This window comes from Streptomyces sp. NPDC027672, assembly GCF_055566335.1.
Window position 1 is genome coordinate 194,059 of record NZ_JBVHSO010000011.1, and the last position, 23,825, is coordinate 217,883.

Consider the following 23,825-nt stretch of genomic DNA (forward strand, 5'->3'; position numbering starts at 1 on the left):
GTGTCCGCGTGCGCCGGCCGGTCCCGTCGGTGCCGCGGACCGCTCTGGGGAGAATCTAGGCAGTCGGGCCCGGCTCCGGTACCCCCCGGCCGGTCAGGTGCCCAGGTGCCGTTGCAGCCAGTCGGCGGCGGCGCGGCGGAAGAGCCGGCGGTTGTCGGCGCGGAGGAACTCGTGGCCCTCGTCGTGGAGGGTGAGCAGTTCGGCCGGCACACCGCGCTCGCGCGCCGCCCGGACGAACTGTTCGGACTCCCCCGGCGGCACGTTGGTGTCGTGTTCGCCGTGCACGGCGAGCACCGGGGCCCTGAGCGCGTCGATGCGGCTCATCGGCGACAGCGCCCGCAGCAGTTCGCGGTCGCGTTCGGGGTGGCCGTACTTGTGGGCCGCCGACTGGGCGATCCAGGGTTCGGTGCCCTCGAAGAACGTCCCGAGGTCCGACATGCCGCACACCGCGACCCCGGTGCGGAAGAGGTCCGGGTGCCAGACCAGGGAGGCGAACGTGAGGTAGCCGCCGTACGAGCGGCCCATCACCGCCAGCCGGGCGGGATCGGCGAGGCCGGCCAGCACCGCGTGGGCGGCGCAGTCCGCCACGTCGTCGATCGCGGCGAGCCGTCCCCTGCCCAGGTCCGCGTCGACGAACGACCGGCCGTATCCGGAGGACCCGCGGACGTCGGGGGCGAAGACGTCCAGTCCCCGCCCGAGGATCTCGTGGTAGAGCGGGTCGAGGACGGGACGCTCCTGGTCCTCGGGGCCGCCGTGCAGGTGGATGACGCAGGGCGCCGGCTCGCCGGGCCCGCGCCCCGGGGCGCGGTAGTACCAGCCGTTCAGCCGCAGCCCGTCGCGGGCGGTGGGCCGCAGGGGGACCGGCCGCACGGGCGGGCGGCCCGGGGGCACGGCGTCCTCGTCGCGGGACGACCACGGGGTGCGGACCGGGTTCGCGCCGCCGGGCAGCCACCAGATGCCGGGGCGGCGGCGGGACCCGGACAGGGCCAGCAGCAGCCGGGGCCCGGCGTCCGTGACCCGCGTGACCACTTCGTGCGGCAGGGCGACGGGCCGGGGCGGGCCGGTGTCCGCGCCGGAGGTGCCGGTGTCCAGGACCTCCACCTCGCTCATGCCGCGGACGTTCCAGGCGAGCACGGCGAAGGTGCCGTCGCGGGCGCACCGCAGCAGCTCCAGGTCGCTGTTCTCGCGCGCGGCGCCGACCGACCAGCCGCGCACCCGTCCCCGCGGGTCCAGTGCGGCGGCGAGCAGGACCGCGAACTCGCGGTGGGCGTTGCTGCGCAGCCAGAGGGTGTCCGCGCGGGGCGAGAAGCCGCCGATCCACGGGTCCCCGTCGGCCACCGGCACCACACAGGTCGGCTCGTGGTCGGCGGTGCGCAGCACGACCGCCTCGCGCCGGCCGCGCGGTCCCCGGCGCAGCAGCGCGAACGCGCCGTCGCGGCTGAGGTCGCACACGCGGAGCGTCGCCGCGTCCTTCTCGACGGCGAGCAGGACGGGGGCGGCGGCGCCGTCGGGGTCGACGAGGTACGCCGACAGTCCGTCGCCGAAGCCGGCCGCCGGGGCGGTCCTGCCGCCCGGTGCGCCGAGCGCCGTCGTCCCCACGGTGAGCAGGCCGGACGGCAGCGCGGGTCCGGGGTCCGTGTGGGGTGCCGGGCCGAGCAGCCCCGTGCCGCCCGTGCGGCCCTGCCAGTGGGCCGGCAGGTGGGCGTCGGCCGGGCCGGGCGCGGCGGCCTCCGCCGTGGCCTCCGGGGCGGGTACGGCGGTGGGGACCGCGACGGTGACCGCGAGCGCCGAGCCGTCGTGCGCCCAGCAGCCCAGGTGGGCGGAGCTGCCCGGCTCGGCCCCGGCCAGGATGTGCCGGTCGCTGCCGTCGGGGCGGACGCACAGCACCCGGGTGTGCTCGCCGCCGCCGGGCGCCGTGGTGTAGGCGATCCAGCGGCCGTCGGGCGACCAGGACACCTCCGTGACGGGGTCGGGTCCGTCGTCGAGCAGGCGTACGGCCTCGCCGTCGACGGGGCCGGCCCAGAGCTGGGGCACGCCGCCCCGGTCGCAGATGAAGGCGGCCTGGGTGCCGGACGGGTCGGCCGAGGGGTACCAGCAGCCGTGCGCGATGAGCCGTGTCGTCGCGTCGCGCGGCCCGGAGGCGTCGGGCAGCGGGACGCGGGCGGGCGCGGCGAAGGCGGCGGTACGGCCGTCCGAGGGCGGCGGGGGCGGCGGGGCGGTCCGCCCGGGGTGGGCGGCGGGCGGCCGCCCGGGGTGGGCGGCGGGCGGCCGCCCGGCACCGGTGGTGCCGGCGTCGGGCGGCCGTACCGCGAGGGTCTCCCCCGTCAGATTCCGTGCGTCTGCAGCCATATCTCCAGCAAAGCCACTTGCCACAGCGCGTTCGCTCCGCGCTTGGTGCGGTGTCGGTCGGGGGCCGCCAGCAGTTCGGCGATGTAGTCGTCCTTGAAGAGGCCGCGCCGCTTCGCCTCGGGGGCGTTCAGCGCCGTACTGACCTTCTCCAGGACGGGTCCGGCCATGTGGGTGATCGCCGGGACCGGGAAGTAGCCCTTGGGCCGGTCGACCACCTCACGGGGCAGCAGCTTGCGGCCGACCTCCTTCAGGATGCCCTTGCCGCCGTCGGCCAGCTTCAGCTCCGGCGGGCACGCGGCCGCCAGCTCGACCAGTTCGTGGTCCAGGAACGGCACGCGGGCCTCCAGGCCCCAGTCCATCGTCATGTTGTCGACCCGCTTGACCGGGTCGTCGACCAGCATGACGTGGGTGTCGAGGCGCAGGGCCGCGTCGAGCGCCGTCTCGGCCCCGGGCGCCGCCATGTGCTCCTCGACGAACCGGGCGGAGACGTCCTCGCGCGGCAGCATGTCGGGGTGCAGCATCGCGGCGAGGTCGGCGTGCGACCGGTCGAAGTAGGTCTCGGCATAGCGCCGCGGCTCCTCCTCGCGGGCCGCGGCGGCCAGCTCCGGGTACCAGTGGTAGCCGGCGAAGACCTCGTCGGCGCCCTGCCCGCTCTGCACGACCTTGACGTTCTGCGAGACCTGTTCGGACAGCAGGTGGAAGGCGACCACGTCGTGGCTCATCATGGGCTCGCTCATCGCCGCGACCGCCGCGTCCAGGGCCGTCGACACGCGCCGCGAGGGAACCACGAGCTGCCGGTGGTCGGTGGCGAACTCCTTGGCCACCAGGTCGGAATACCGGAACTCGTCCCCCTCGTCGCCGCCCTCGGACTCGAAGCCCACGCTGAACGTGGCCAGGTCCCGCTGTCCCTCGTCGGCCAGCAGGGCCACGATCAGACTGGAGTCCAGTCCGCCGGACAGCAGGACACCGACCGGGACGTCGGCGACCATCCGCCGCCGCACGGCGGTGCGCAGGGCGTCCAGGACCGCGTCCCGCCACTCGTCGGGGCCCATGCCGGCGTGCTCGGGGCGGCGCGTGTACGACGGCTGCCAGTAGCGGTGGTCCCGGTGGGTTCCGTCCGGCTCGACGACCCGCACGGTGGCCGGGGGCAGCTTGCGCACGCCCGCCAGCACGGTCCGGGGCACGGCCACGGTCGCGTGCCAGCTGAGGTACTGGTGCACGGCGACCGGGTCGAGCGAGGTGTCCACGTCGCCGGCCGCGAGCAGGGCGGGCAGCGAGGAGGCGAACCGCAGCCGTCCGGAGGTCCGGGCCAGGTACAGGGGCTTGATGCCGAGCCGGTCGCGGGCGAGGACCAGCCGGCCGGTCCGGTGCTCGACCAGGGCGAAGGCGAACATGCCGTGGAAGTGGTCGACACAGTCGGTGCCCCACTGCCGGTACGCCGTGAGGACGACCTCGGTGTCGGAGGTGGACCGGAACCGGTGGCCGAGGGCCGTCAGTTCCGCGCGCAGCTCCTTGTAGTTGTAGATGCACCCGTTGAAGACGCCGGTGATCTGCTGCTCGGTGTCGGTCAGCGGCTGGGCACCGCGCTCGGACAGGTCGATGATCTTCAGACGGCGGTGCCCCAGCGCGACGGCGTCCCGTGACCAGATGCCCTCGCCGTCGGGTCCGCGGGCGGCGAGCCGGTCGTTCATCCGCTGGACGGCCGCCAGGTCGGGGCGCGTGCCGTCGAAGCGCATCTCTCCGCTCAGGCCGCACATCCGCGCTCACCTCCCCGCCGGGCGCAGGTGTCGCGCGGGCCGCGCGCGGGCGAGGCGGGCGGCGGGCCGCCCAGCGGTATGTGGCCGGAACTGATGGACACGGTGGTGCTTCTCCTTCGGGACGGGGGTGGGCAGGGGCTCTGGCGGGTGCGGGACGGGCGGTGCCGGGATCCCGGGCGGCTCAGCGGCCGGCGAACCCGGTCCGGCCGGCGCCGGAGGGGTAGGCGACGGGGCGCTCCGGGGCGAGACGGCGGGCCGGGGCGGCGGGCCGGCGGCGCGGCTGGGCGTCGCCCCGGGTCTCCGCGATGGCCAGGTCCGTGCAGGCGAGCAGGTCGTCCGCCTCGGCGGCGAGGCGCATGCGGTGGGCGGCGCTGCCGGCCGCGAGCGCCCGCTGGGCGAGTTCGCGGACCGTGTGCCAGTCACCGGCGGCCTCGAGCGCCGGGCGCACCCGCTCCAGCAGGCGCCGGACGACCTGGGCCGCGGGTGCCTCGTGCCGGGTCACGGGATCGATCAGGGCGCCTTCCAGTCCGGACCGGGCGGCCCGCCAGGCGGCGGCGCGCAGCCATTCGTGCCGGCCCGGGCAGGCGGGCGCGTCCGTCGTCTCCAGCCGCTCGCGGGCCTCGGTGACCAGCGCGCGGTAGAGCCCGGCGATCAGCACGACCGTCTCCGCGCGGGGGCAGGCGTCGCAGATGCGCAGTTCCAGGGTCTGCTGGTGGGCGGACGGCCGGATGTCGTGGTAGATCATCTTGGCGTCGCTGATGACCCCGGAGTCGATCAGGCACCGCACGTCCGCGTCGTACTCGGCGGCGTCGGCGTAGCAGCCCGGCGGGCCCGCGGTGGGCCAGCGCTGCCACACCATGGTCCGCCAGCTCGCGTAGCCGGTGTCGGCGCCGAGCCAGTAGGGGGAACTGGCGGACAGGGCCAGCAGGACGTGCAGCCACGGGGACACCTCGCACATGACGCGCACGGCCAGGTCGCGGTCGGGCATGTCGACGTGGACGTGGGTGCCGCAGATCAGCTGCTCGTCGGCGATCATGCGGTATTCGTCGACCATGTGGCGATAGCGGCGCCCGGCGGTCGGGCGGGTGTCCTGGGTGCGGGCCAGCGGCACGGTGCCGGCCGCCACCACGGCCAGGCCCTGGGCGCCGGCCGCGGCGTCGAGCCGCCGTCTGGCACCGAGCACATCGTCGTACAGGCCGGCGAGGGAGTCGTGCACCCCGCTGTTGGACTCGATGGTCGCCTGCTGCATCTCGGTCGTGAAGGTCTGTGCGGGGAGCTTCTCCAGCATGCTGTCGGCTCGCGGCGCGAGCAGGCCCGTCTCCACCTCGACGATGTGGAATTCCTCTTCCACTCCGATGCGAACGGTCACGGTACTCCTCTGGTGACGGGCGGACGCTGACTGCCTCACCCGGGGATCGACCCGCCCGCCGGTCCACCGCGGGCGGGCTGTGCACCTCCGACTTCCCACCCGGCTCATTAATAAGCACGGGCGCTCTCCGGAGAGCGACACCTCACAGATGAGCGCCAGAAGGAGCGCGTCCCGTGCGCCGTCAGGGGTGCCGGGAACACGGCGGCCGGGGCGGACGTTGATCTCTGCGGCAGGAACGGAGGCCCTGACAGTGCACGGTGAGTACAAGGTGCCCGGCGGCAAGCTGGTCGTCGTCGATGTGGAGGTCGAGGACGGCGCGCTGCGGCACGTGCGCGTGGCGGGCGACTTCTTCCTGGAACCGGACGAGGCGCTGGACGCGGTGGACGGCGCGCTGGAGGGCGCCCCCGCGGACACCGACGCGGCGGGGCTGGCCGCGCGGATCGACGCGGCGCTGCCCGCGGGCACGGTGATGTACGGCCTGACCTCGGAGGGCGTCGGCATCGCGGTGCGCCGCGCGCTGGCCCGCGCCACGGACTGGACCGACTACGACTGGCAGTTGGTCCACGAGGGCCCCCAGCCGCCGGCCCTGCACATGGCGCTGGACGAGGTGCTGACCGCCGAGGTGGCCGCGGGCCGGCGCCCGCCGACGCTGCGGGTGTGGGAGTGGGGCGCCCCGGCGGTGATCATCGGCAGTTTCCAGTCGCTGCGCAACGAGGTGGACCCCGAGGGCGCCGCGCGGCACGGCATCGAGGTGGTGCGGCGGATCTCCGGCGGCGGCGCGATGTTCGTGGAGCCCGGCAACACGATCACCTACTCGCTGTCGGTGCCCGAGTCCCTCGTGCAGGGCCTGTCCTTCCAGGACAGCTACGCCTATCTGGACGACTGGGTGCTGGGCGCCCTCGGCGACATGGGCATCCGGGCGTGGTACCAGCCGCTGAACGACATCGCCACCGACCAGGGCAAGATCGCGGGCGCGGCGCAGAAGCGGATCGTCGGCCCCGGCGGCGGCCCGGGCGCGGTGCTGCACCACGTGACGATGTCGTACGACATCGACGCCGACAAGATGGTGGAGGTGCTGCGGATCGGGCGGGAGAAGCTGTCCGACAAGGGCACGCGCAGCGCGAAGAAGCGGGTCGATCCGCTGCGGCGGCAGACGGGGCTGGCGCGCGAGGCGGTCATCGACCGGATGATCGAGTCCTTCCGCGCGCGCTACGGCCTGACCCGGGGCGGGGTCGGCGACGCGGAGCTGTCCCGGGCCGAGGAACTGGCGCGCACCAAGTTCGCCTCTCCGGAGTGGACGGCGCGAGTGCCGTAGCCGCCGGGCAGGGACGCGCGCGGCGGGGCCGGCGGGGCGGACGGGGGCAAAGTGGTGCACCGCGTTCCGCGCGTCGTGAGCGGCCGGACACGGACCGCGTCGGCCCTTCCGCTCACAGGCGGTCATGTGACACTGTCCTACCCCGTCCGCCCCGCGGACCCCTCCCCGCCCGCTCCCCCCTTGAGAAGTGCGCCGTGCGTTCCCTTCCTCTGCCGCTCGCTCTCACCGCGCGCCTGTCGCCGGTCGCGGTGCTCGCCTGCGCCGGCTGGGCGCTGACGTCCGGCCCGGCCGCCCCGCCCGCCGCCGGCCACCAGAGCGCCCGGCACACGCCCGCCGGTCCCTCCGCCGCCGCGGACCCGGCGCCGGCCGCCGCGGCGAACGCCTACACCACCGCGCCCGCCCCGTGCTCCAGCGTGCCCGCGGCCACCCTGAAGACCCTGGTGCCGGGCGCCGGGACGGCCGGCAAGGAGATCCCGTCGACGGACACCAGCCTGCGCCGCACCTGCTCCTGGAACGCCCTCGACGGCTACGACTACCGCTGGCTGGACGTGTCGTTCGAGATCGGCGGTTCCGCGCAGGAGGCGCGCAGGGAGTACGACCAGCGGGTCGCGGAGCGCGGCGGCGGCGGTGCCGTCCCGGGGCTCGGGGACAGCGCGTACTCCGTCGTCGGCCTCACCACGGAGGACGGGCAGCAGACCTGCGAGGGCGTGGTGCTGGTCCGCGCCGCCAACGCGCTGGTCGTCGTCACCTACAGCGGCAGCGACTTCGAGACCCGGCGGGCTCCCTCGACGGACGAGATCAACAAGGGCGCCATCAAGGCGGCGAAGTCCGCGGTCGCCGCGCTGGACGGCGGCCGGGGCTGAGCGCCCGGCCGCGGCCGGCGCGCGGGGACGGCGCCGGGACCGGGCGGCCGGCGGAGGAAGCGGTGCCGGTCATGGGTCCGCCCGGCCCGGGGTCCCGGCGCCGACGGCGGGGATGACCCGGCTGCCGTAGGCGTCGATCGTCGCCTCCTGCGCGTCGTGCATGTCGTACACCGCGAACTGGTCGACGCCCAGGGCGCGCAGCGCGGTCAGTTTCTCGATGTGCTTCTCGACCGGCCCGATGACGCAGAACCGGTCCACGATCCGGTCGGGCACGAACGCGGTGTCCGGGTTGCCGGTGCGTCCGTGGTGGGCGTAGTCGTAGCCCTGCCGGGCCGCGATGTAGTCGGTGAGTTCCCCGGGGACCTCGCCGGAGTGGGCGCCGTACCGGGCGACCAGGTCGGCGACGTGGTTGCCGACCATGCCGCCGAACCAGCGGCACTGGTCGCGGGCGTGGGCGAGGGCCTCGGGCGAGTCGTCGGCGGTGACGTAGGCCGGGGCGGCGACGCAGACCGTCACCTCGGACGGGTCCCGGCCGGCGGCGGCCGCCGCGTCCCGGACGGTCCGCACCATGGACTCGGTCAGGTACAGGTCGGCGAGCTGGAGGATGAACCCGTCGGCCTCCTCGCCGGCCATCTTCAGCGCCTTCGGGCCGTACGCGGCCATCCAGACGGGCAGTTCGGCGCCCTCCTTGATCCAGGGGAACCGGATCGTCGTGCCGCCGAGGTCGGCCTCCCCGCCGCTGCCGAGTGCCCGGATGACCTTCATGGCCTCGCTGATGCGGGCCAGGGTGTGGGGCTTGCGGCCGGCCACGCGCAGCGCGGAGTCGCCCCGGCCGATGCCGCACACGGTGCGGTTGCCGAACATGTCGTTGAGCGTGGCGAAGGCGGAGGCGGTGACCTCCCAGGCGCGGGTGCCCGGGTTGGTGACCATCGTCCCGACCTTCAGCCTCCGCGTGTTGGCCAGGATCTGGCTGTAGATCACGAACGGCTCCTGCCAGAGCACGGCGGAGTCGAAGGTCCAGCCGTAGCGGAAGCCGTTGCGCTCGGCCCGCTTCATCAGGCTGACGACGCGGGAGGCGGGCGGGTCGGTCTGCAGGACGAGTCCGAAGTCCATGGTCGCCGCTCCTAGTTCAGGTACTGACAGGTGGAGCGCGGGGTGTAGACGCCGTGGCCGGCGTGTCCGGTGTACTCCCGCCGGTCGATGACGGGTTCGCCGCGCGACAGGACCGTCTCGACGCGGCCGGTGACGCGCCGGCCCTCGTACGCCGAGTAGTCGACGTTCATGTGGTGGGTGGACGCGGAGATCACCTGCTCGGCGTGTGGGTCGTAGACGACGACGTCGGCGTCGGCGCCCGGCGCGAGGGTGCCCTTCTTCGGGTAGAGGCCGAACATGCGGGCCGGGGCGGCGCAGGCGATCTCGATCCAGCGGCGGCGCGAGATGTGCCCGTCCACGACGGCCTGGTGGAGCAGGTCCATGCGGTTCTCCACGCCCGGCAGGCCGTTGGGGATCTTGGAGAAGTCGCCCCGGCCGAGTTCCTTCTGGCCGGTGAAGCAGAACGGGCAGTGGTCGGTGGAGACGACCTGGAGGTCGTCGGTGCGCAGCCCCCGCCACAGCCGGGCCTGGTGCTCCCGGGGCCGCAGCGGTGTCGAGCACACGTACTTGGCGCCTTCGAAGTCCGGCTCGGCCAGGTTGTCGGTGGACAGGAACAGGTACTGCGGGCAGGTCTCGCCGAAGACGGGCAGGCCCTCGTCCCGGGCGCGGGCCAGTTCGGCCACCGCCTCCGCCGCCGAGACGTGCACGACGTACAGCGGAGCGCCGGCGACCTGGGCCAGCCTGATGGCGCGGTGGGTGGCCTCGGCCTCCAGCAGGGCCTTGCGCACCTCGCCGTGGTGGCGGGGGCCGGTCTCGCCCCGGGCCAGCGCCTGTTCGACCAGCACGTCGATCGCGATGCCGTTCTCCGCGTGCATCATGATCAGCCCGCCGTTCCCGGCGGCGCGCTGCATGGCGCGCAGGATCTGGCCGTCGTCGGAGTAGAACACCCCCGGATAGGCCATGAACTGTTTGAAGCTGGTCACTCCTTCCTCGACCAGCAGGTCCATCTCGTTCAGCGTCTCCTCGTGCACATCGGAGACGATCATGTGGAAGGCGTAGTCGATCGCGCAGTTGCCCTCGGCCTTGGCGTGCCAGGCGTCCAGGCCCTCGCGCAGGGTGTGGCCGACGCTCTGCACCGCGAAGTCCACGATGGTCGTCGTACCGCCCCAGGCGGCGGCCCGGGTGCCGGTCTCGAAGGTGTCGGAGGCGAAGGTGCCGCCGAACGGCAGCTCCATGTGGGTGTGGGCGTCGACACCGCCCGGGATGACGTACTTGCCGGTGGCGTCGATGACCCGCCACCCTCCGGCCCCGGCCGCCCCCTGCCCGCCCGGCCCGGCGGTGAACGCGGCGGCCGCGGGGGTGCCGGAGGCGGCGAGGGCGGCGATACGGCCGTCCTCGATCAGGACGTCGGCGTGGATCTCGTCGGACGCGGTGATGACGAGACCCCCGCGGATGACGGTACGACCGGTCATGGGTCCTCCTGCCGGGACGGGCGCCGCGCACGGGCGGCGCGTGAGGGTGCCGCGGACGGGCGGCGCCCGGAGGGTCTGCGGGCGGGCCGCGTACGGGCGGCGCCCGGAGGGTCTAGTACGGGCTCCGGAGCGCTTCTTCGAGGATCGCCGCGCCCTCCTCGGCCTCGGCGACGGTCAGCGACAGCGGCGGGGCGATCCGCAGGGCGCTGGAGTCGTGGCCGCCGCCCTTGCCGATGAGCAGCCCGTTGTGGCGTGCCGCCTCCAGCACGGCGGCGGCGGCCTGCGGGTCGGCCTCGTCCGTGCCGGGCCGGACCAGTTCGACGCCGATCATCAGCCCGCGGCCGCGCACCTCCCGCACCCCGGGCAGCCCGGCGGTGGCCGACCGCAGCCGCTCGATGAGCAGCCCGCCGACCCGCCGGGCGTTGCCCTGGAGGTCGTGTTCGAGGAGGTAGGTGAGGTTGGCCAGGCCCGCGGCCATGGTGATCTGGGTGCCGCCGAAGGTGGAGATGCTCTGGGCGTCCAGGCAGTTCATGATCTCGGCCCGGGCGACCACCCCGCCGATGGACATGCCGTTGCCGATGCCCTTGGCGAAGGTGAGGATGTCCGGCGGGCCGCTGCGGGCGTGGGCCTGCCAGCCCCAGAAGTGGTCGCCGGTACGGCCCCAGCCGGTCTGCACCTCGTCGCTGATCCACAGGATGCCCTGGGCGGCGAGCACGTCGCGGAAGGCCGCGAGCAGTCCGTCGGGCGGCGAGGTGAACCCGCCGACGCCCTGCACGGGTTCGGCGATCAGCGCGGCCGGCGCCCGGGTGTGGCCGAGCACGTCCTTCAGGTCGGCGACGCAGGCGTCGGTGAACGCGCGGTCGTCGAGACCGGCGAACGGCCCCCGGGTGCGCACCCCGCCGTGCACGTACAGGGTCTGGAGCGGGGACAGCGAGGTCGGGGACCAGCCGCGGTTGCCGGTGATGCCGACCGCGCTGAAGGAGCGGCCGTGGTAGCTGTTGCGCAGGGCCAGCACGGTGTTGCTGCGCCGGTAGGCGGTGGCGAGCAGCAGGGCCGTGTCGTTGGCCTCGGTGCCGGAGGTGGTGAAGAACACCCGGGCGTTCGGGATGCCGCTCAACGCGGCGACCCGCTCGGCGAGTTCGACCATCGGCCGGTTGAGGTAGAGGGTCGAGGAGTGGACGATCCGGCCGGCCTGCTCGGCGACCGCCTTGGTCACCTCGGGCAGCGCGTGCGCGGTCATCGTGGTGAGGATGCCGCCGAAGAAGTCCAGGTACCTGCGGCCGGCGGAGTCCCAGACGTGACGGCCCTCGCCGTGGGTGATCTCGATCGGGTCGTCGTAGTAGAGGGCGAGCCAGTCGGGCATGACCCGGCGGTGCCGGGAGTACAGGTCGGTCACGGCTGCACCAGCCCTTCGTAGGCGTCGGGGCGGCGGTCGCGGTAGAAGGCCCACTGCTGCCGCACTTCCTCGATGAGGTCGAAGTCGAGGTCGCGGACGAGGAGTTCCTCGGTCTTGTCACCGGCCGGCTCGCCGACGAAGCGTCCGCGCGGGTCGACGAAGTACGACGTCCCGTAGAAGTCGTTGTCGCCGTACTCCTCCTGTCCGACCCGGTTGATCGCGGCGACGAAGTACTCGTTGGCGACGGCCGCGGCGGGCTGTTCGAGCTGCCACAGGTGGGCGGACAGGCCGCGGTGGGTGGCGGACGGGTTGTAGACGAGCTGGGCCCCGTTCAGGCCGAGTTGCCGCCAGCCCTCCGGGAAGTGCCGGTCGTAGCAGATGTAGACGCCGACCTTGCCGACGGCCGTGTCGAAGACGGGCCAGCCCAGGTTGCCGGGCTTGAAGTAGTACTTCTCCCAGAAGCCCTTGACCTGCGGGATGTGGTGCTTGCGGTACTTGCCGAGCACGGTGCCGTCGGCGTCGATCACGGCGGCGGTGTTGTAGTAGAAGCCGGACTGCTCGACCTCGAAGACCGGGACGACGATCACCATGCCGGTCTCCCGGGCGAGGTCGCGCATCCGTTGCACGGTCGGGCCGTCGGGCACGGGTTCGGCCCAGCGGTAGTGTTCCGGCTCCTGCACCTGGCAGAAGTAGGGCGCGTTGAAGACTTCCTGGAATCCGATGATGCGCGCGCCCCGGCGGGCCGCCTCGCGGGCGTGCTCCTCGTGCTTCGCGATCATGGACTCGGTGTCGCCGGTCCAGGTGGCCTGGACCAGGGCGGCGCGGACGACATGGGCCATGAGCTGCTCCTTCGACACGACGTCAGAGCCTCTACGCCCGTAGAGCAGGCCGTAGAGGCACGAAACTAAGCCTCCGGGCGGCCCTTGCCAAGACCATCGTCGTCAACCCGCTGGGTCGATCATGTTTCACACTCCGGTGGGTGAGCGGACCGGCTTAGCTCAGGGGGCGTGTCCGGCGACGCGCAGCGCGTGCACGAGGTCCCGGTGCCGCTCGCCGGAGACACCGAGCGCGGCGTCCAGCAGCGGCGGCACCAGGCGCCGGGGATCGGGGGCGGCGCACCGGGCGGCCTCCTCGGCGGTACGGGCCCGCACGCAGGCGTCCAGCAGGCTCCGCGCCTCCCGGTGCCGGCCCGCGTCGGCCAGCCGCAGCACGGCCGCGCCGATCTGCTCGGCCGGCCGCGCGACGCCGTGCCGCAGCATCCGCCGGCCGTCCTCGTCCCGGCCGGCCGCGGTGAGCGCGTCGGCGGCGGCGGTCAGCCGCTCGGCGGGCAGGGCGGCGGCCTCCCACAGCAGCGTGGCCCAGTCGGCGCCGAGTCCGGCCCGGTGCAGGGCGTCCGCGAGCGCCGGCAGCCGGCCGGCGGGCCACGAGGCGGCCTCCACCAGCAGCACGTGTGCCTCCCCGGACCGCCCCTCGGCCCGCAGCCGGGCCAGCCGCCGCACGATGCCGGCGACCACCGCGCCGGCCTCCCCGGCCGCGGCCGGCGCCTCGGGCACGGCGGCCTCGCCGCGCCCGGCGTCCGGCGCCACCGGTTCCCGGGCGAACCGGGCACCTCGCGGCGTACCGCTGCCGGCCCCGGCGTCCGGCCCACCGACCACCGGCACCACCGGCTCCCCGCCCCCGTCCACACCCCCGGCAAACCGCGCACTGCCCCGCCGCCGCTTACGGGGACCGCCGCCGCCACCACGGGACCGACCCCCGTCACCATGGGACGGGCCCGCGTCGCCATGGGGCGGGACCCCGTCACCACGGTCCCGGACCCCGTCACCACGGGACCGGACCCCGTCACCACGGTCCCGGACCCCGTCACCACGGGACCGGCCCGCGTCGCCACGGGACCGGCCCGCGTCGCCAGGGGACGGGACCCCGTCGCCACGGGACCGGACCGTGTCGTCAAGGAACCGCCCCCCGTCGCTACGGGACCCGGCCTGACCGTCGCGGGGCCCGCCCGCACCGCCGCCGGGCGGAACGGAGGACACCACCGGCACAGAAGCCGACCCCGGACCAGCGCCGCGTCCCACCGCCCCAGCAGCCGTATCGGCACCGCCCCAGCCCGTTCCAGAAACCGCCCCCGAACCAGCCCCGCCCGGCACCGGCACAGAAACCGCACCCACACCACCTGCGCCTGCCACCGCAGTGCCCGCCCCCGGGCCATCCCCGCGACCCGCCGCCCCGGAAGCCGCCCGCGGACCGCCCCCGCGTCCCACCGCCGCGGAAGCCGTGCCGGCACCGCCCCAGCCCGCCCAGGAAGCCGTACCCGGGCCATCCCCGCGTCGTACCACCGCAGAAGCCGCGTCGGCACCGGCCCAGGCCGCCCCAGCAGCCGCCCCCGGACCACTCCCGGCCGCCGGCGCCCTGGAAGCCGTACCCGCGCCCGCATCGCCGACCCCCGTCACCGCCCCGGAAGCCGCGCCCGCGCCACCGGCCCCCGGCGCGCCCCCGCCGTCCCCCGGTGTCCACGTGGGCCATTCCTCGCGTTCCGCGGCCTCCGGTGGTGCCGGGAGGGGGCGGCCGGTGCCGGTGGATGCGGCCGGGGCCGCCGTGCTTCGTGGCGGGCGGTGGTCCAGGGCGGTGAGGCGTGCGTGGAGGTCCGCGCAGCGGGCCGTGGCGCGCCGGAGGTCGTCGTGGGCCCAGGCGAGGTCCAGGCGCAGCGACTCGGCCCGCTCCGCGGACACCGGTGCCGAGAGGCGGCGGCTCAGTTCGGCCTGGCGTTCCGCCGCGTGGCGCCGCTCGCCGAGCAGGGTGTCGAGCCGGCCCGCGAGGACGGCCCGGGCGCCGGGCCGGGCGTCGTACGCGTGGACCGCGGCGGTGTACAGCGCGCCGGCCCGGTCCCGCTCGGCCGCCGCGACGGCGGCCCCGTACCCGGCGCCGAGGTCGTCCAGCAGCGCCTCCACCACGTCCCACGGCGGCACCTCACGCCCGTCCAGGCAGGCGCTCATCCCCGCGGGATCGCGCCGCCAGAAGACCCCGCTCCAGCCGCCGCGCGGATCGAGGCGGTCCAGCAGGGCGGACAGATAGCTCGCGAACTCCCGTACCCCATCGGGCCGTTGACCCACCGACATCGCCCAGCTCCCGCCCGACTCCCCGTGTCTGGCCGGTAGGCAACACCAGAGGTGTTACGGGCTTGCTACGGACGGTTTTCCGGCAGCGCGCGAACCGCTCAGACGGGGACGAGGGCGCACCGGGCCACGAGGTCGTCCAGGGACAGACCGAGGGCGCCCGCCAGCGCGGCGACGGTGAAGAGCGCCGGTGTCGGCGCCCGTCCCGTCTCGATCTTGCGGAGCGTCTCGGCCGAGACGCCCGCCTCGGCGGCGACGTCGGCCATGCTCCGTTCGCCGCGGGCCTCGCGCAGCAGCCGCCCGAGCCGTTCGCCGCGCTCGTGCTCTTCGGGAGTGAGAGGGGTCCGCACCATGCCCCCATTCTGCCCCGCCCCCGCGTCCGTCCCACGCCCGGTCGTCACCCAATTTAAATACCGGTATAGTAATTGGCATGGTGGAACTGAAGACCCCCACGTCGATCGAGGCGATGCGCGGGGCGGGAGAAGTCGTCGGGCGGGCCCTGACCGCGGTGCGGAAGGCCGCACGCGTCGGAGTGTCGCTGCTGGAGCTGGACGAGGTGGCCCGGGAGGTGCTGCGCGAGGCGGGCGCGTCCTCGCCCTTCCTCGGCTACCGCCCCTCCTTCGCCGAGACCCCCTTCCCCGCGGTCATCTGCGCCTCGGTGAACGACGCGATCGTGCACGGCATCCCGACCCGGTACCGGCTCCGCGACGGCGATCTGCTCTCCGTGGACTGCGGCGCCGAGCTGGACGGCTGGGTCGGCGACTCGGCCGTCAGCTTCACGGTGGGCCGGCCCCGCCCCGCGGACCTGCGGCTGATCGAGACCGCGGAGCGGGCGCTCGCCGCGGGCATCGCGGCGGCCGTGCCCGGCAACCGCGTCGGCGACATCTCGCACGCCGTCGGCCGGATCTGCCGCGGCGCCGGCTACGGCGTCCCGCAGGACTTCGGCGGCCACGGCGTGGGCCGCCGTATGCACGAGGAACCGGACGTCCCGAACGAGGGCCGGCCGGGCCGCGGCTTCCCGCTGCGCCCGGGGATGGTCCTGGCGATCGAGCCGATGCTGATCGCGAGCGGCCGGGACGACTACCGCACGGCGGACGACGGCTGGACCCTGTGCACGCCCGACGGCTCCCGGGCGGCCCACGCCGAGCACACCGTGGCGATCACGGCGGACGGACCGGTGATCCTGACGGCGCGGGAAGCCTCCTGAGAAACGGATCGTAAGCTCACCGAAGGGTTCAGGAGGGGCATACCACCGTGTAAGCGGACATGCTCGCCCCAACGGATCGTGACAAGGTGGGCATGAGCCACCCGCCCCCGGGTTACCCGGCCGCTCCGCGTGTCGTCAGCGAAGGAACCCACGCCATGACCAACGGCTACCCTCCTGACCCTTTCGGTGATTTCCTGGCCCGCTTCTTCAGCGGGGCGGGCGGCGGAGCCCCGCGTCACATCGACATCGGCCGGCTGCTCAGCCAGCCGGCCCGGGAGCTGGTCAGAGGAGCCGCCCAGTACGCCGCCGAACACGGCAGCCGCGATCTGGACACCCAGCACCTGCTGCGCGCGGCCGTGTCGACGGAGCCCACCCGCAGCCTGCTGACCCGGGCCGGCGCGGACCCGGACTCGCTCGCGTCCGAGATCGACGACCGGACGGGCCCGGTGCTGCATCCGCCGGGCGAGACACCGCCGCCGACCTCGCTGTCCCTGACCCCGGCCGTCAAGCGGGCCCTGCTGGACGCGCACGACATGGCGCGCTCCAGCGGCGCCGGATACATCGGCCCGGAGCACGTGCTGAGCGCGCTGGCCGCCAATCCGGACTCGGCGGCCGGGCACATCCTGCACGCGGCCCGGTTCGCGCCGCGCGCCCTGCCGCCGGAGGCCCCGGACGGCGCCCAGCCCCGCCCGGAGCGGCAGCGGCCCACCGGCACGCCCACCCTGGACAAGTACGGCCGGGATCTGACCGACCTGGCCCGGCAGGGCCGTGTCGACCCGGTGATCGGCCGGGACACGGAGATCGAGCAGACCATCGAGGTGCTGTCGCGGCGCGGCAAGAACAACCCGGTGCTGATCGGCGACGCGGGCGTCGGCAAGACGGCGATCGTCGAGGGGCTGGCGCAGCGGATCGCCGACGGGGACGTGCCGGACGTGCTGGCCGGGCGCCGGGTGGTCGCCCTGGACCTGACCGGCGTGGTGGCCGGCACCCGTTACCGGGGCGACTTCGAGGAGCGCCTGAACACCATCGTGGAGGAGATCCGCGCCCACTCCGGCCAACTGGTCGTGTTCATCGACGAGCTGCACACCGTCGTCGGCGCCGGGTCCGGCGGCGAGGGCGGCGCGCTGGACGCCGGGAACATCCTCAAGCCGGCGCTCGCCCGGGGCGAACTGCACATCGTGGGCGCCACCACGCTGGAGGAGTTCCGCCGGATCGAGAAGGACGCGGCGCTGGCACGCCGGTTCCAGCCGGTGCTGGTGCCCGAGCCGACGGTCGGGGACACGATCGAGATCCTGCGCGGGCTGCGCGACCGGTACGAGGCCCACCACCAGGTCCAGTACACCGACGAGGCGCTGGTCGCCGCCGTCGAGCTGTCGGACCGGTATCTCACCGACCGCCGGCTGCCCGACAAGGCGATCGACCTGATCGACCAGGCGGGCGCGCGGGTGCGGCTCGGGGCCCGGACGAAGGGCACGGACGTCCGCGCCATGGAGCGCGAGGTGGAACAACTGGTCCGGGACAAGGACCAGGCGGTCGCGGACGAGGACTACGAAGAGGCCAAGCAGTTGCGCGACCGGATCACCGAGCTGAAGCAGCGGATCGCGGCGGCCAGCGACGAGGGGAAGGCCGACGAGGGCCAGCTGGAGGTGACGGCGGAGGCCATCGCCGAGGTGGTGTCCCGGCAGACCGGCATCCCGGTCAGCCGGCTGACCCAGGAGGAGAAGGAACGGCTGCTCGGCCTGGAGGAGCACCTGCACCAGCGGGTGGTCGGCCAGGAGGAGGCGGTCGCCGTGGTCTCCGAGGCGGTGCTGCGCTCCCGGGCGGGCCTGGCGAGCCCCCGCCGGCCGATCGGCAGCTTCCTCTTCCTCGGCCCGACCGGCGTCGGCAAGACCGAGCTGGCCCGGGCGCTGGCGGAGGCGCTGTTCGGCAGCGAGGACCGGATGGTCCGGCTGGACATGAGCGAGTACCAGGAGCGGCACACCGTCTCCCGGCTGGTGGGCGCGCCGCCCGGGTACGTCGGCCACGAGGAGGCCGGGCAGCTGACCGAGGTGGTGCGCAGGCACCCGTACTCGCTGCTCCTGCTGGACGAGGTGGAGAAGGCCCACCCGGACGTCTTCAACATCCTGCTCCAGGTCCTGGACGACGGCCGGCTCACCGACTCGCAGGGCCGGACGGTGGACTTCACCAACACGGTCATCGTGATGACCAGCAACCTGGGTTCGGAGGCGATCACCCGGCGCGGTGGCGGGATCGGGTTCGGGCCGGGCGGCACGGAGGCCGACGAGGAGGCGCGGCGCGAGCGGATCCTGCGGCCGCTGCGCGAGCACTTCCGGCCGGAGTTCCTCAACCGGATCGACGAGATCGTGGTCTTCCGGCAGCTGACGGGCGACCAGTTGCGGCGGATCACCGATCTGCTGCTGGAGGACACACGGCGGCTGCTGGACGGGCAGGGCGTCGGCGTGGAGTTCACCGACGCGGCCGTGGACTGGCTGGCCGAGCGCGGCTACCAGCCCGAGTACGGCGCCCGGCCGCTGCGCCGCACCATCCAGCGCGAGGTGGACAACCGGCTGTCCCGGCTGCTGCTGAACGGCACGATCGCCGCGGGCGGCCGGGTGACGGTGGACGTGCGGGACGGGCGGCTGGACTTCCGCACCGGGGAAGCACCCGCCGGGACACCCGGGGCCTCACCGGGCGGAACACCCGGCGAAGCCCCGCCGCCCGCAGCGGAGGGATGACCCCGCCCGCTACCGCTCCGGGCGCACCACCATCGCCGAGCCGCCGCCGCGCCGTACCTTCTCCGCGGCGGCCAGCCACGCGCCGTTCGGCAGCCGCTGTACGCCGGTGGCGGCGCCGATCTCGGGGTTCAGGCTGAAGAAGTGCCCGAGGGCCTCCAGCCGGCCCCGCAGCGCGCTGTCGTACAGCCCGGGTTCGAGTTCGGTCCGGGCCGCGTTGCGCTGGCTGGCGCGCGGTGCGGCGATGGCGTCGACCAGGGGCAGCCCCCGGTCGAGGAACCCGGTCAGGGTCTGCAGGACCGTGGTGATGATGGTGGCGCCGCCCGGCGAACCGAGCGCGACGACGGGCCTGTTGTTCCGGTCCAGGACGATCGTCGGGGAGATCGAGGAGCGCGGGCGCTTGCCCGGTCCGGGCAGGTTCGGGTCGTGGACGGCCGGGTTGGCCGGGGCGAAGGAGAAGTCGGTCAGCTCGTTGTTGAGCAGGAAGCCCCGGCCCGGCACGGTGATGCCGCTGCCGCCGGTCTGCTCGATGGTGAGCGTGTAGGCGACGACGTTGCCCCACTTGTCGGCCACGGTCAGATGGGTGGTGTTCTCGCCCTCGTAGGTCGTCGGGGCCGCCGTGCCGCCCGTGCCGCAGGCCGCGGGGTGGCGCGGGTCGCCCGGGGCGAGCGGGCTGGTGAGGACCGCGTCGTCCTTGATGAGGCAGGCGCGCGAGTCGGCGAACCGCTGGGACAGCAGCTCCCGGGTCGGCACCGACTCGAAGGCCGGGTCGCCGACCCAGCGTCCGCGGTCGGCGAAGGCGATGCGGCTGGCCTCGATGTAGCGGTGCAGGTACTGCGTCTGGCTCGCCTTCGACAGGTCGGTGTTCTCCAGGATGTTCAGGGCCTCGCCGACCGTGGTGCCACCGGAGGAGGACGGTGCGATGGAGTACACGTTCAGACCGCGGTACGACGTCCTGGTCGGGGCCTGTGCCTTGGCCTGGTAGACCGCGAGGTCCTTCTCGGCCAGCTTGCCGGGCCGGGCCTTCCAGCCGGAGGCCGGGTCCACGGGCGGGTGTTCGACGGTCTTGACGATGTCGTCGCCGATGTCCCCGTGGTACAGGGCGCCGACGCCCTCGCGGCCCAGTTGCTCGTAGGTGCGGGCGAGTTCGGGGTTCTTCAGGGTGGAGCCGACGACGGGGAGCCGGCCGCCCGGCAGGAACAGCTTCACGGTGTCCGGGAAGTAGCGGAACCGGGTCTCGTTGGACGCGGTCTGCGCGCGGAAGGTGTCGTCCACCGTGAAACCGTCGCGGGCTATGCGCTCGGCCGGCCGCAGCACGGTGTCCAGCCGCTTGCTGCCCCACTGGTCCAGCGCCTTCTGCCAGGTGGCGGGGGTGCCCGGGGTGCCGACGCTCAGGCCGCTGGTGACCGCGTCGGCGAACGGCAGCGGCTTGCCGTTCTCGGTGAACAGGCCCTCGTCCGCGGCGAGCGGCGCGGTCTCGCGGCCGTCGATGGTGTGCACGGTGCGGGTGCGGGCGTCGTAGTAGACGAAGTACCCGCCGCCGCCGACACCGGCGGAGTAGGGCTCGGTGACGCCGAGGGCCGCGGCGGTGGCGACGGCCGCGTCCACCGCGTTGCCGCCGTGCTTGAGCACCTCGATGCCGGCGGCGGAGGCGTCGGCATCGACGCTGGCCACGGCTCCGCCGTACCCGACGGCCACCGGTGTCTTGGCGGCCGGCCCGCCCTCCGGCGCGGCGGGTGGCGCCGCACCCACCGACACCACGGCGGCCGAAACCGCCAGACCCACCAGTTTCCGCTTGCCTGGGCGACCCATGCGTACCTCCCGTCGGGACAGTCCGCGCAGCGTAACCAGATCGGCGCTGTACCGACAGTACGCCGAGGTGCCCGGCCACACCACGTCACCGAACGCACACGGGTACGTGAACAATCTTTACCGGTACGTAACTTACCGACGGGTTACTTGCGGTAAACGCGCCCGGTTACCGTCGGGTCACTTTGCACGGACACGAGTGAGGGAGTGACTCATGGGACCTGGTCGCGCCGCGCTGCGCACCGCGGCCGCCGCAGCGGTGTCGGCGGCACTGGTCGCGGGAACCGTCGTGGGCCTGGCACCTGCCGCGCAGGCCGCCCCGGACATCCGCTTCGTCGACATCGCCGGGGACGGCGGCACCGTGCTGAAGGCCAACGTCCTCACGCCCGGGGGCGCCGACGGCACGCGCGCCTATCCGCTCGTCGTGCTGCCCACGAGCTGGGCCCTGCCCCAGGTGGAGTATCTCGCCCAGGCCCGGAAGCTGGCCGATTCCGGCTATGTGGTGCTCGCCTACAACGTGCGCGGCTTCTGGCAGTCCGGCGGCCGGATCGAGGTGGCCGGTCCGCCCGACACCGCGGACGCCTCCCGGGTCATCGACTGGGCCCTCGCCCACACCCCCGCCGACCCGCGGCACATCGGCATGGCCGGGGTGTCGTACGGCGCCGGGATCAGTCTGCTGACCGCCGCGCGGGACCCGCGCGTCAAGGCCGTGGCCGCGCTGAGTGGCTGGGCCGACCTGATCGACTCCGTCTACTCGGGCCGCACCCAGCACCTCCAGGCGGTGGCCGTGCTGGACGGCGCGGCCGCCCTCACCGGCCGCGAGAGCCCCGAGCTGCGCGCGATCTTCGACAACCTCTACTCGTCCGACCTGGACAAGGAACAGGAGATGATCGACTGGGGGCGGAAACGTTCCGTCACCACCTACGCCGACCAGCTCAACAAGAACGGCCCCGCGGTCATGCTCGCCAACGCCTGGGGCGACAGCATCTTCCCGGCCAACCAGTACGCCTCCTTCTACGAGAAGCTCACCGTCCCCAAGCGGCTCCAGCTACGCCCCGGCGACCACGCCACCGCCGAGCTGACCGGCCTGTTCGGGCTGCCCAACGACGTGTGGACGGACACCGGGCGCTGGTTCGACCACTACCTCAAGGGCGAGGACAACGGCGTCGACCGCGAGCAGCCCGTCCGGCTGAAGACCCGTGGCACCGGCGAGTACGAGAGCTATCCGGACTGGAAGTCGGTCGCCGCGACCCGCCGGAAGCTGGCGCTCGCCGGCTCCGCCACCGTCCACACGAACGTCGACTCCGGCGCGGACGGCGGCGTCGTCTTCCTCACCGGCATCCTGGACCAGGCCGTCCGGCTCCCGCCCGTCGCCTCGCTGCCGCTGCTGCCGCGCCGCTGGGCGGCCGTGTGGCAGTCGGAGCGCTACGCCGGGGTCCAGCGGGTGCGCGGCACGGCCCGCCTGCACACCACGCTCACCCCGACCGCGGAGAGCGGCACCCTCTTCGCCTACCTGTACGACGTGGGCCCGCTCGGCACCGGCAGGCTGGTCACCCACGCGCCGCTCACCTGGCACGGGCGGACGCCGGGCGAGCCGTTCGGCGTCGACCTGGACCTGTTCGCCACGGCCTACGACGTCCCCGCCGGGCACCGCCTGGCGCTGGTCGTCGACACCGTCGACCCGCTCTACGCCGAGCACAACCCGTCCGGCGCGCAGCTGACCTTCTCCTCGCCCGGGGACGACCCGTCGTACGTGTCCGTCCCGCTCCGCGAGCAGTGATCTCCGGCTGCCGCCGGACGAGCCTGGCCCGTGTGAACTGCCGCCCCCTCACGGTTTCGGGGCCATGGGAGGCTCCCCGCCCGGCAGCAGCGCCCCAGGGCCGGCCGTGGCGACCGCCACGGCCCCGGTCTTGGGGCTTTGCTGCTCACGGCGGGACACCCGGCCGGCGCACCACGAGAGCAGCATGCACATCCCGATGTAGATCGGCGAGATCACCATCACCACGGGGATGAACGGCAAATCGTAGTCGAGGTTGGAGGCGATGAGTTTCCCGGCATGGAGGAACTCCTCGTAGGTGATGAGAAAGCCGAGCGAGGTGTCCTTCAGCGCGACCACCAGTTGGCTGATGACGGCGGGCAGCATGGCACGCACCGCCTGCGGTGCCAGGACGTACGTCATGACCTGCGTCTTGCGCATGCCGAGGGCGAACGCGGCCTCCCGCTGGCCGCGTTCGACGGCGTGCACACCGGAGCGGAAGACCTCGGCGAGCACCGAGCCGTTGTAGAGGGTGAGTCCGGCGACCAGCGCGGGCAGCGGCTGCACCTTCAGCGCCACGAAGATGAAGAAGATCATCACCAGGACGGGCATGGCGCGGAAGAACTCCACCACGAGCGTGGCGAGGGCGCGGACCGGCCGGTGGTCCGAGAGCCGGCCGGTGGCCAGCAGCCCGCCGAGGGCGAGGGAGAGGACGGCCGCGACGGCGAACGCCTTCAGGGTGTTGCCGAGGCCGCGCAGCAGCAGCTCCTGGATGCCCTGGTAGGCGAACGGCCGCCACTTGACGGTGGTGAACTGGCCGCTGGCGAACAGGAGGTACAGGACCCACGCGGACAGCGCGAGGAGCACCGCGGCGGACAGCGCGCCGTAGCGGGCGTGCCGGCGCCGGGCGCGCGGGCCCGGGAGGTCGTAGAGCGCGCCGGGCCCGCTCACCGGACGACTCCCCACCTGCGCTCCAGCGCGTGGAACAGGGCGCTGATGGCGAGCGTGAGCACCAGATAGCCGAGGGCGATCCAGACGAAGGACCAGACGACGTCGTAGCCGAGTTCGTTGAGCGTCTTGTAGGTGCCGAGCAGCTCGGTGACGCTGAACGCGCCCGCGATGGCGGAGTTCTTGGCGAGCGCGATGAGGGCGGAGCCGACGGGCGGGATCACGGCCCGGAAGGCCTGCGGCAGCACGATCAGCGACAGGGTCTGCCCGAAGGTCATGCCGAGGCTGCGGGCGGCCTCGCCCTGCCCGGCGGGCACGGTGTTGATGCCGGAGCGCAGCGCCTCGCAGACGAACGCCGAGGTGTAGCAGCCGAGCGCGAGGACGGCGAACACCTCGAAGGGCAGGACGAGTCCGAACCGGGGCAGGCCGAGCAGCACGGCGAAGAACAGCAGGGTGAGCGGGGTGTTGCGCAGCACGGTGACCCACATGGTGCCGAAGGCGCGCAGCGAGCCGACGGGCGCCACCCGGAAGGCCGCCGTCAGGAAGCCCAGCACGAGGGCCAGCACGGAGGCGTACACGGTGAGTTCGAGGGTGCCGAGGAAGCCCTCGCCGTAGAGCGCGAAGTTGTCTGTCAGTACGTGCAT

17 protein-coding genes are annotated in these 23,825 nt (G+C 74.0%); 5 read left to right on the top strand and 12 right to left on the bottom strand.

Going from position 1 to position 23,825, the window contains the following annotated elements; genetic code table 11:
• Window positions 1-93: 93 nt before the first annotated feature.
• From ACZ4SV_RS26195 to ACZ4SV_RS26205, 3 genes are all read right to left on the bottom strand, one after another.
• The gene (locus ACZ4SV_RS26195) at window positions 94-2,349 is read right to left on the bottom strand and encodes a S9 family peptidase (protein ID WP_468006872.1); all 2,256 of its coding nucleotides are present in this window, start codon (window positions 2,347-2,349) and stop codon (window positions 94-96) included.
• Window positions 2,325-4,106, bottom strand: a complete 1,782-nt coding sequence (locus ACZ4SV_RS26200) for an N-acetylglutaminylglutamine amidotransferase (RefSeq protein ID WP_468006874.1) — start codon at window positions 4,104-4,106, stop codon at window positions 2,325-2,327. The genes ACZ4SV_RS26195 and ACZ4SV_RS26200 overlap by 25 nt, the downstream gene beginning before the upstream one ends.
• Window positions 4,107-4,287: 181 nt before the next feature.
• The gene (locus tag ACZ4SV_RS26205; RefSeq protein WP_468006876.1) at window positions 4,288-5,475 is read right to left on the bottom strand and encodes a carboxylate-amine ligase; all 1,188 of its coding nucleotides are present in this window, start codon (window positions 5,473-5,475) and stop codon (window positions 4,288-4,290) included.
• Between the two features lie 250 nt (window positions 5,476-5,725).
• Here ACZ4SV_RS26205 and ACZ4SV_RS26210 point away from each other — a divergent pair, with 250 nt between their 5' ends.
• A complete protein-coding gene (locus ACZ4SV_RS26210) occupies window positions 5,726-6,790 on the top strand; it encodes a lipoate--protein ligase family protein (protein WP_468006878.1) in 1,065 nt (354 codons plus the stop codon).
• 194 nt (window positions 6,791-6,984) lie between these two features.
• The gene (locus ACZ4SV_RS26215; RefSeq protein WP_468006880.1) at window positions 6,985-7,653 is read left to right on the top strand and encodes a hypothetical protein; all 669 of its coding nucleotides are present in this window, start codon (window positions 6,985-6,987) and stop codon (window positions 7,651-7,653) included.
• A 69-nt stretch (window positions 7,654-7,722) separates the two neighbouring features.
• On the opposite strand, the gene ACZ4SV_RS26220 is transcribed toward ACZ4SV_RS26215, so the two are convergent.
• From ACZ4SV_RS26220 to ACZ4SV_RS26245, 6 genes are all read right to left on the bottom strand, one after another.
• Entirely contained in the window at window positions 7,723-8,766 is a 1,044-nt protein-coding gene (locus ACZ4SV_RS26220) for a TIGR03842 family LLM class F420-dependent oxidoreductase (protein ID WP_468006882.1), read from the bottom strand.
• Between the two features lie 11 nt (window positions 8,767-8,777).
• Window positions 8,778-10,217: a dihydropyrimidinase gene (gene hydA, locus ACZ4SV_RS26225; protein ID WP_468006884.1), complete on the bottom strand. Its 1,440-nt coding sequence runs from the start codon at window positions 10,215-10,217 to the stop codon at window positions 8,778-8,780.
• Between the two features lie 112 nt (window positions 10,218-10,329).
• A complete protein-coding gene (locus ACZ4SV_RS26230) occupies window positions 10,330-11,580 on the bottom strand; it encodes an aspartate aminotransferase family protein (RefSeq protein ID WP_397938933.1) in 1,251 nt (416 codons plus the stop codon).
• 29 nt (window positions 11,581-11,609) lie between these two features.
• Window positions 11,610-12,452 (bottom strand): nitrilase-related carbon-nitrogen hydrolase, encoded by an 843-nt coding sequence (locus tag ACZ4SV_RS26235; protein WP_365883238.1) that lies wholly within the window; start codon window positions 12,450-12,452, stop codon window positions 11,610-11,612.
• A 159-nt stretch (window positions 12,453-12,611) separates the two neighbouring features.
• On the bottom strand, window positions 12,612-13,274 hold the full coding sequence (locus tag ACZ4SV_RS26240; protein ID WP_468006886.1) for a hypothetical protein: 663 nt from the start codon (window positions 13,272-13,274) through the stop codon (window positions 12,612-12,614).
• A gap of 1,556 nt (window positions 13,275-14,830) precedes the next feature.
• A complete protein-coding gene (locus tag ACZ4SV_RS26245) occupies window positions 14,831-15,082 on the bottom strand; it encodes a helix-turn-helix domain-containing protein (protein WP_365883653.1) in 252 nt (83 codons plus the stop codon).
• A gap of 77 nt (window positions 15,083-15,159) precedes the next feature.
• On the opposite strand from ACZ4SV_RS26245, the gene map reads away from it, so the two are divergent.
• Both map and ACZ4SV_RS26255 read left to right on the top strand, forming a co-directional pair.
• Window positions 15,160-15,936 (top strand): type I methionyl aminopeptidase, encoded by a 777-nt coding sequence (gene map / locus ACZ4SV_RS26250; protein WP_365883654.1) that lies wholly within the window; start codon window positions 15,160-15,162, stop codon window positions 15,934-15,936.
• Window positions 15,937-16,091: 155 nt separating this feature from the next.
• Entirely contained in the window at window positions 16,092-18,671 is a 2,580-nt protein-coding gene (locus ACZ4SV_RS26255) for an ATP-dependent Clp protease ATP-binding subunit (RefSeq protein ID WP_468006889.1), read from the top strand.
• A gap of 9 nt (window positions 18,672-18,680) precedes the next feature.
• On the opposite strand, the gene ggt is transcribed toward ACZ4SV_RS26255, so the two are convergent.
• Entirely contained in the window at window positions 18,681-20,480 is a 1,800-nt protein-coding gene (gene ggt / locus ACZ4SV_RS26260) for a gamma-glutamyltransferase (protein WP_468006891.1), read from the bottom strand.
• A 211-nt stretch (window positions 20,481-20,691) separates the two neighbouring features.
• Here ggt and ACZ4SV_RS26265 point away from each other — a divergent pair, with 211 nt between their 5' ends.
• On the top strand, window positions 20,692-22,257 hold the full coding sequence (locus tag ACZ4SV_RS26265) for an alpha/beta fold hydrolase (RefSeq protein WP_468006893.1): 1,566 nt from the start codon (window positions 20,692-20,694) through the stop codon (window positions 22,255-22,257).
• Between the two features lie 48 nt (window positions 22,258-22,305).
• Here the strand turns inward: ACZ4SV_RS26265 and ACZ4SV_RS26270 are convergent, their stop codons facing one another.
• Window positions 22,306-23,184 carry an amino acid ABC transporter permease gene (locus tag ACZ4SV_RS26270; protein WP_468006895.1) on the bottom strand — a complete coding sequence of 293 codons (879 nt, stop codon included), beginning with the start codon at window positions 23,182-23,184 and terminating at the stop codon, window positions 22,306-22,308.
• On the bottom strand, window positions 23,181-23,825 hold the full coding sequence (locus tag ACZ4SV_RS26275) for an amino acid ABC transporter permease (RefSeq protein WP_468006897.1): 645 nt from the start codon (window positions 23,823-23,825) through the stop codon (window positions 23,181-23,183). The genes ACZ4SV_RS26270 and ACZ4SV_RS26275 overlap by 4 nt, the downstream gene beginning before the upstream one ends.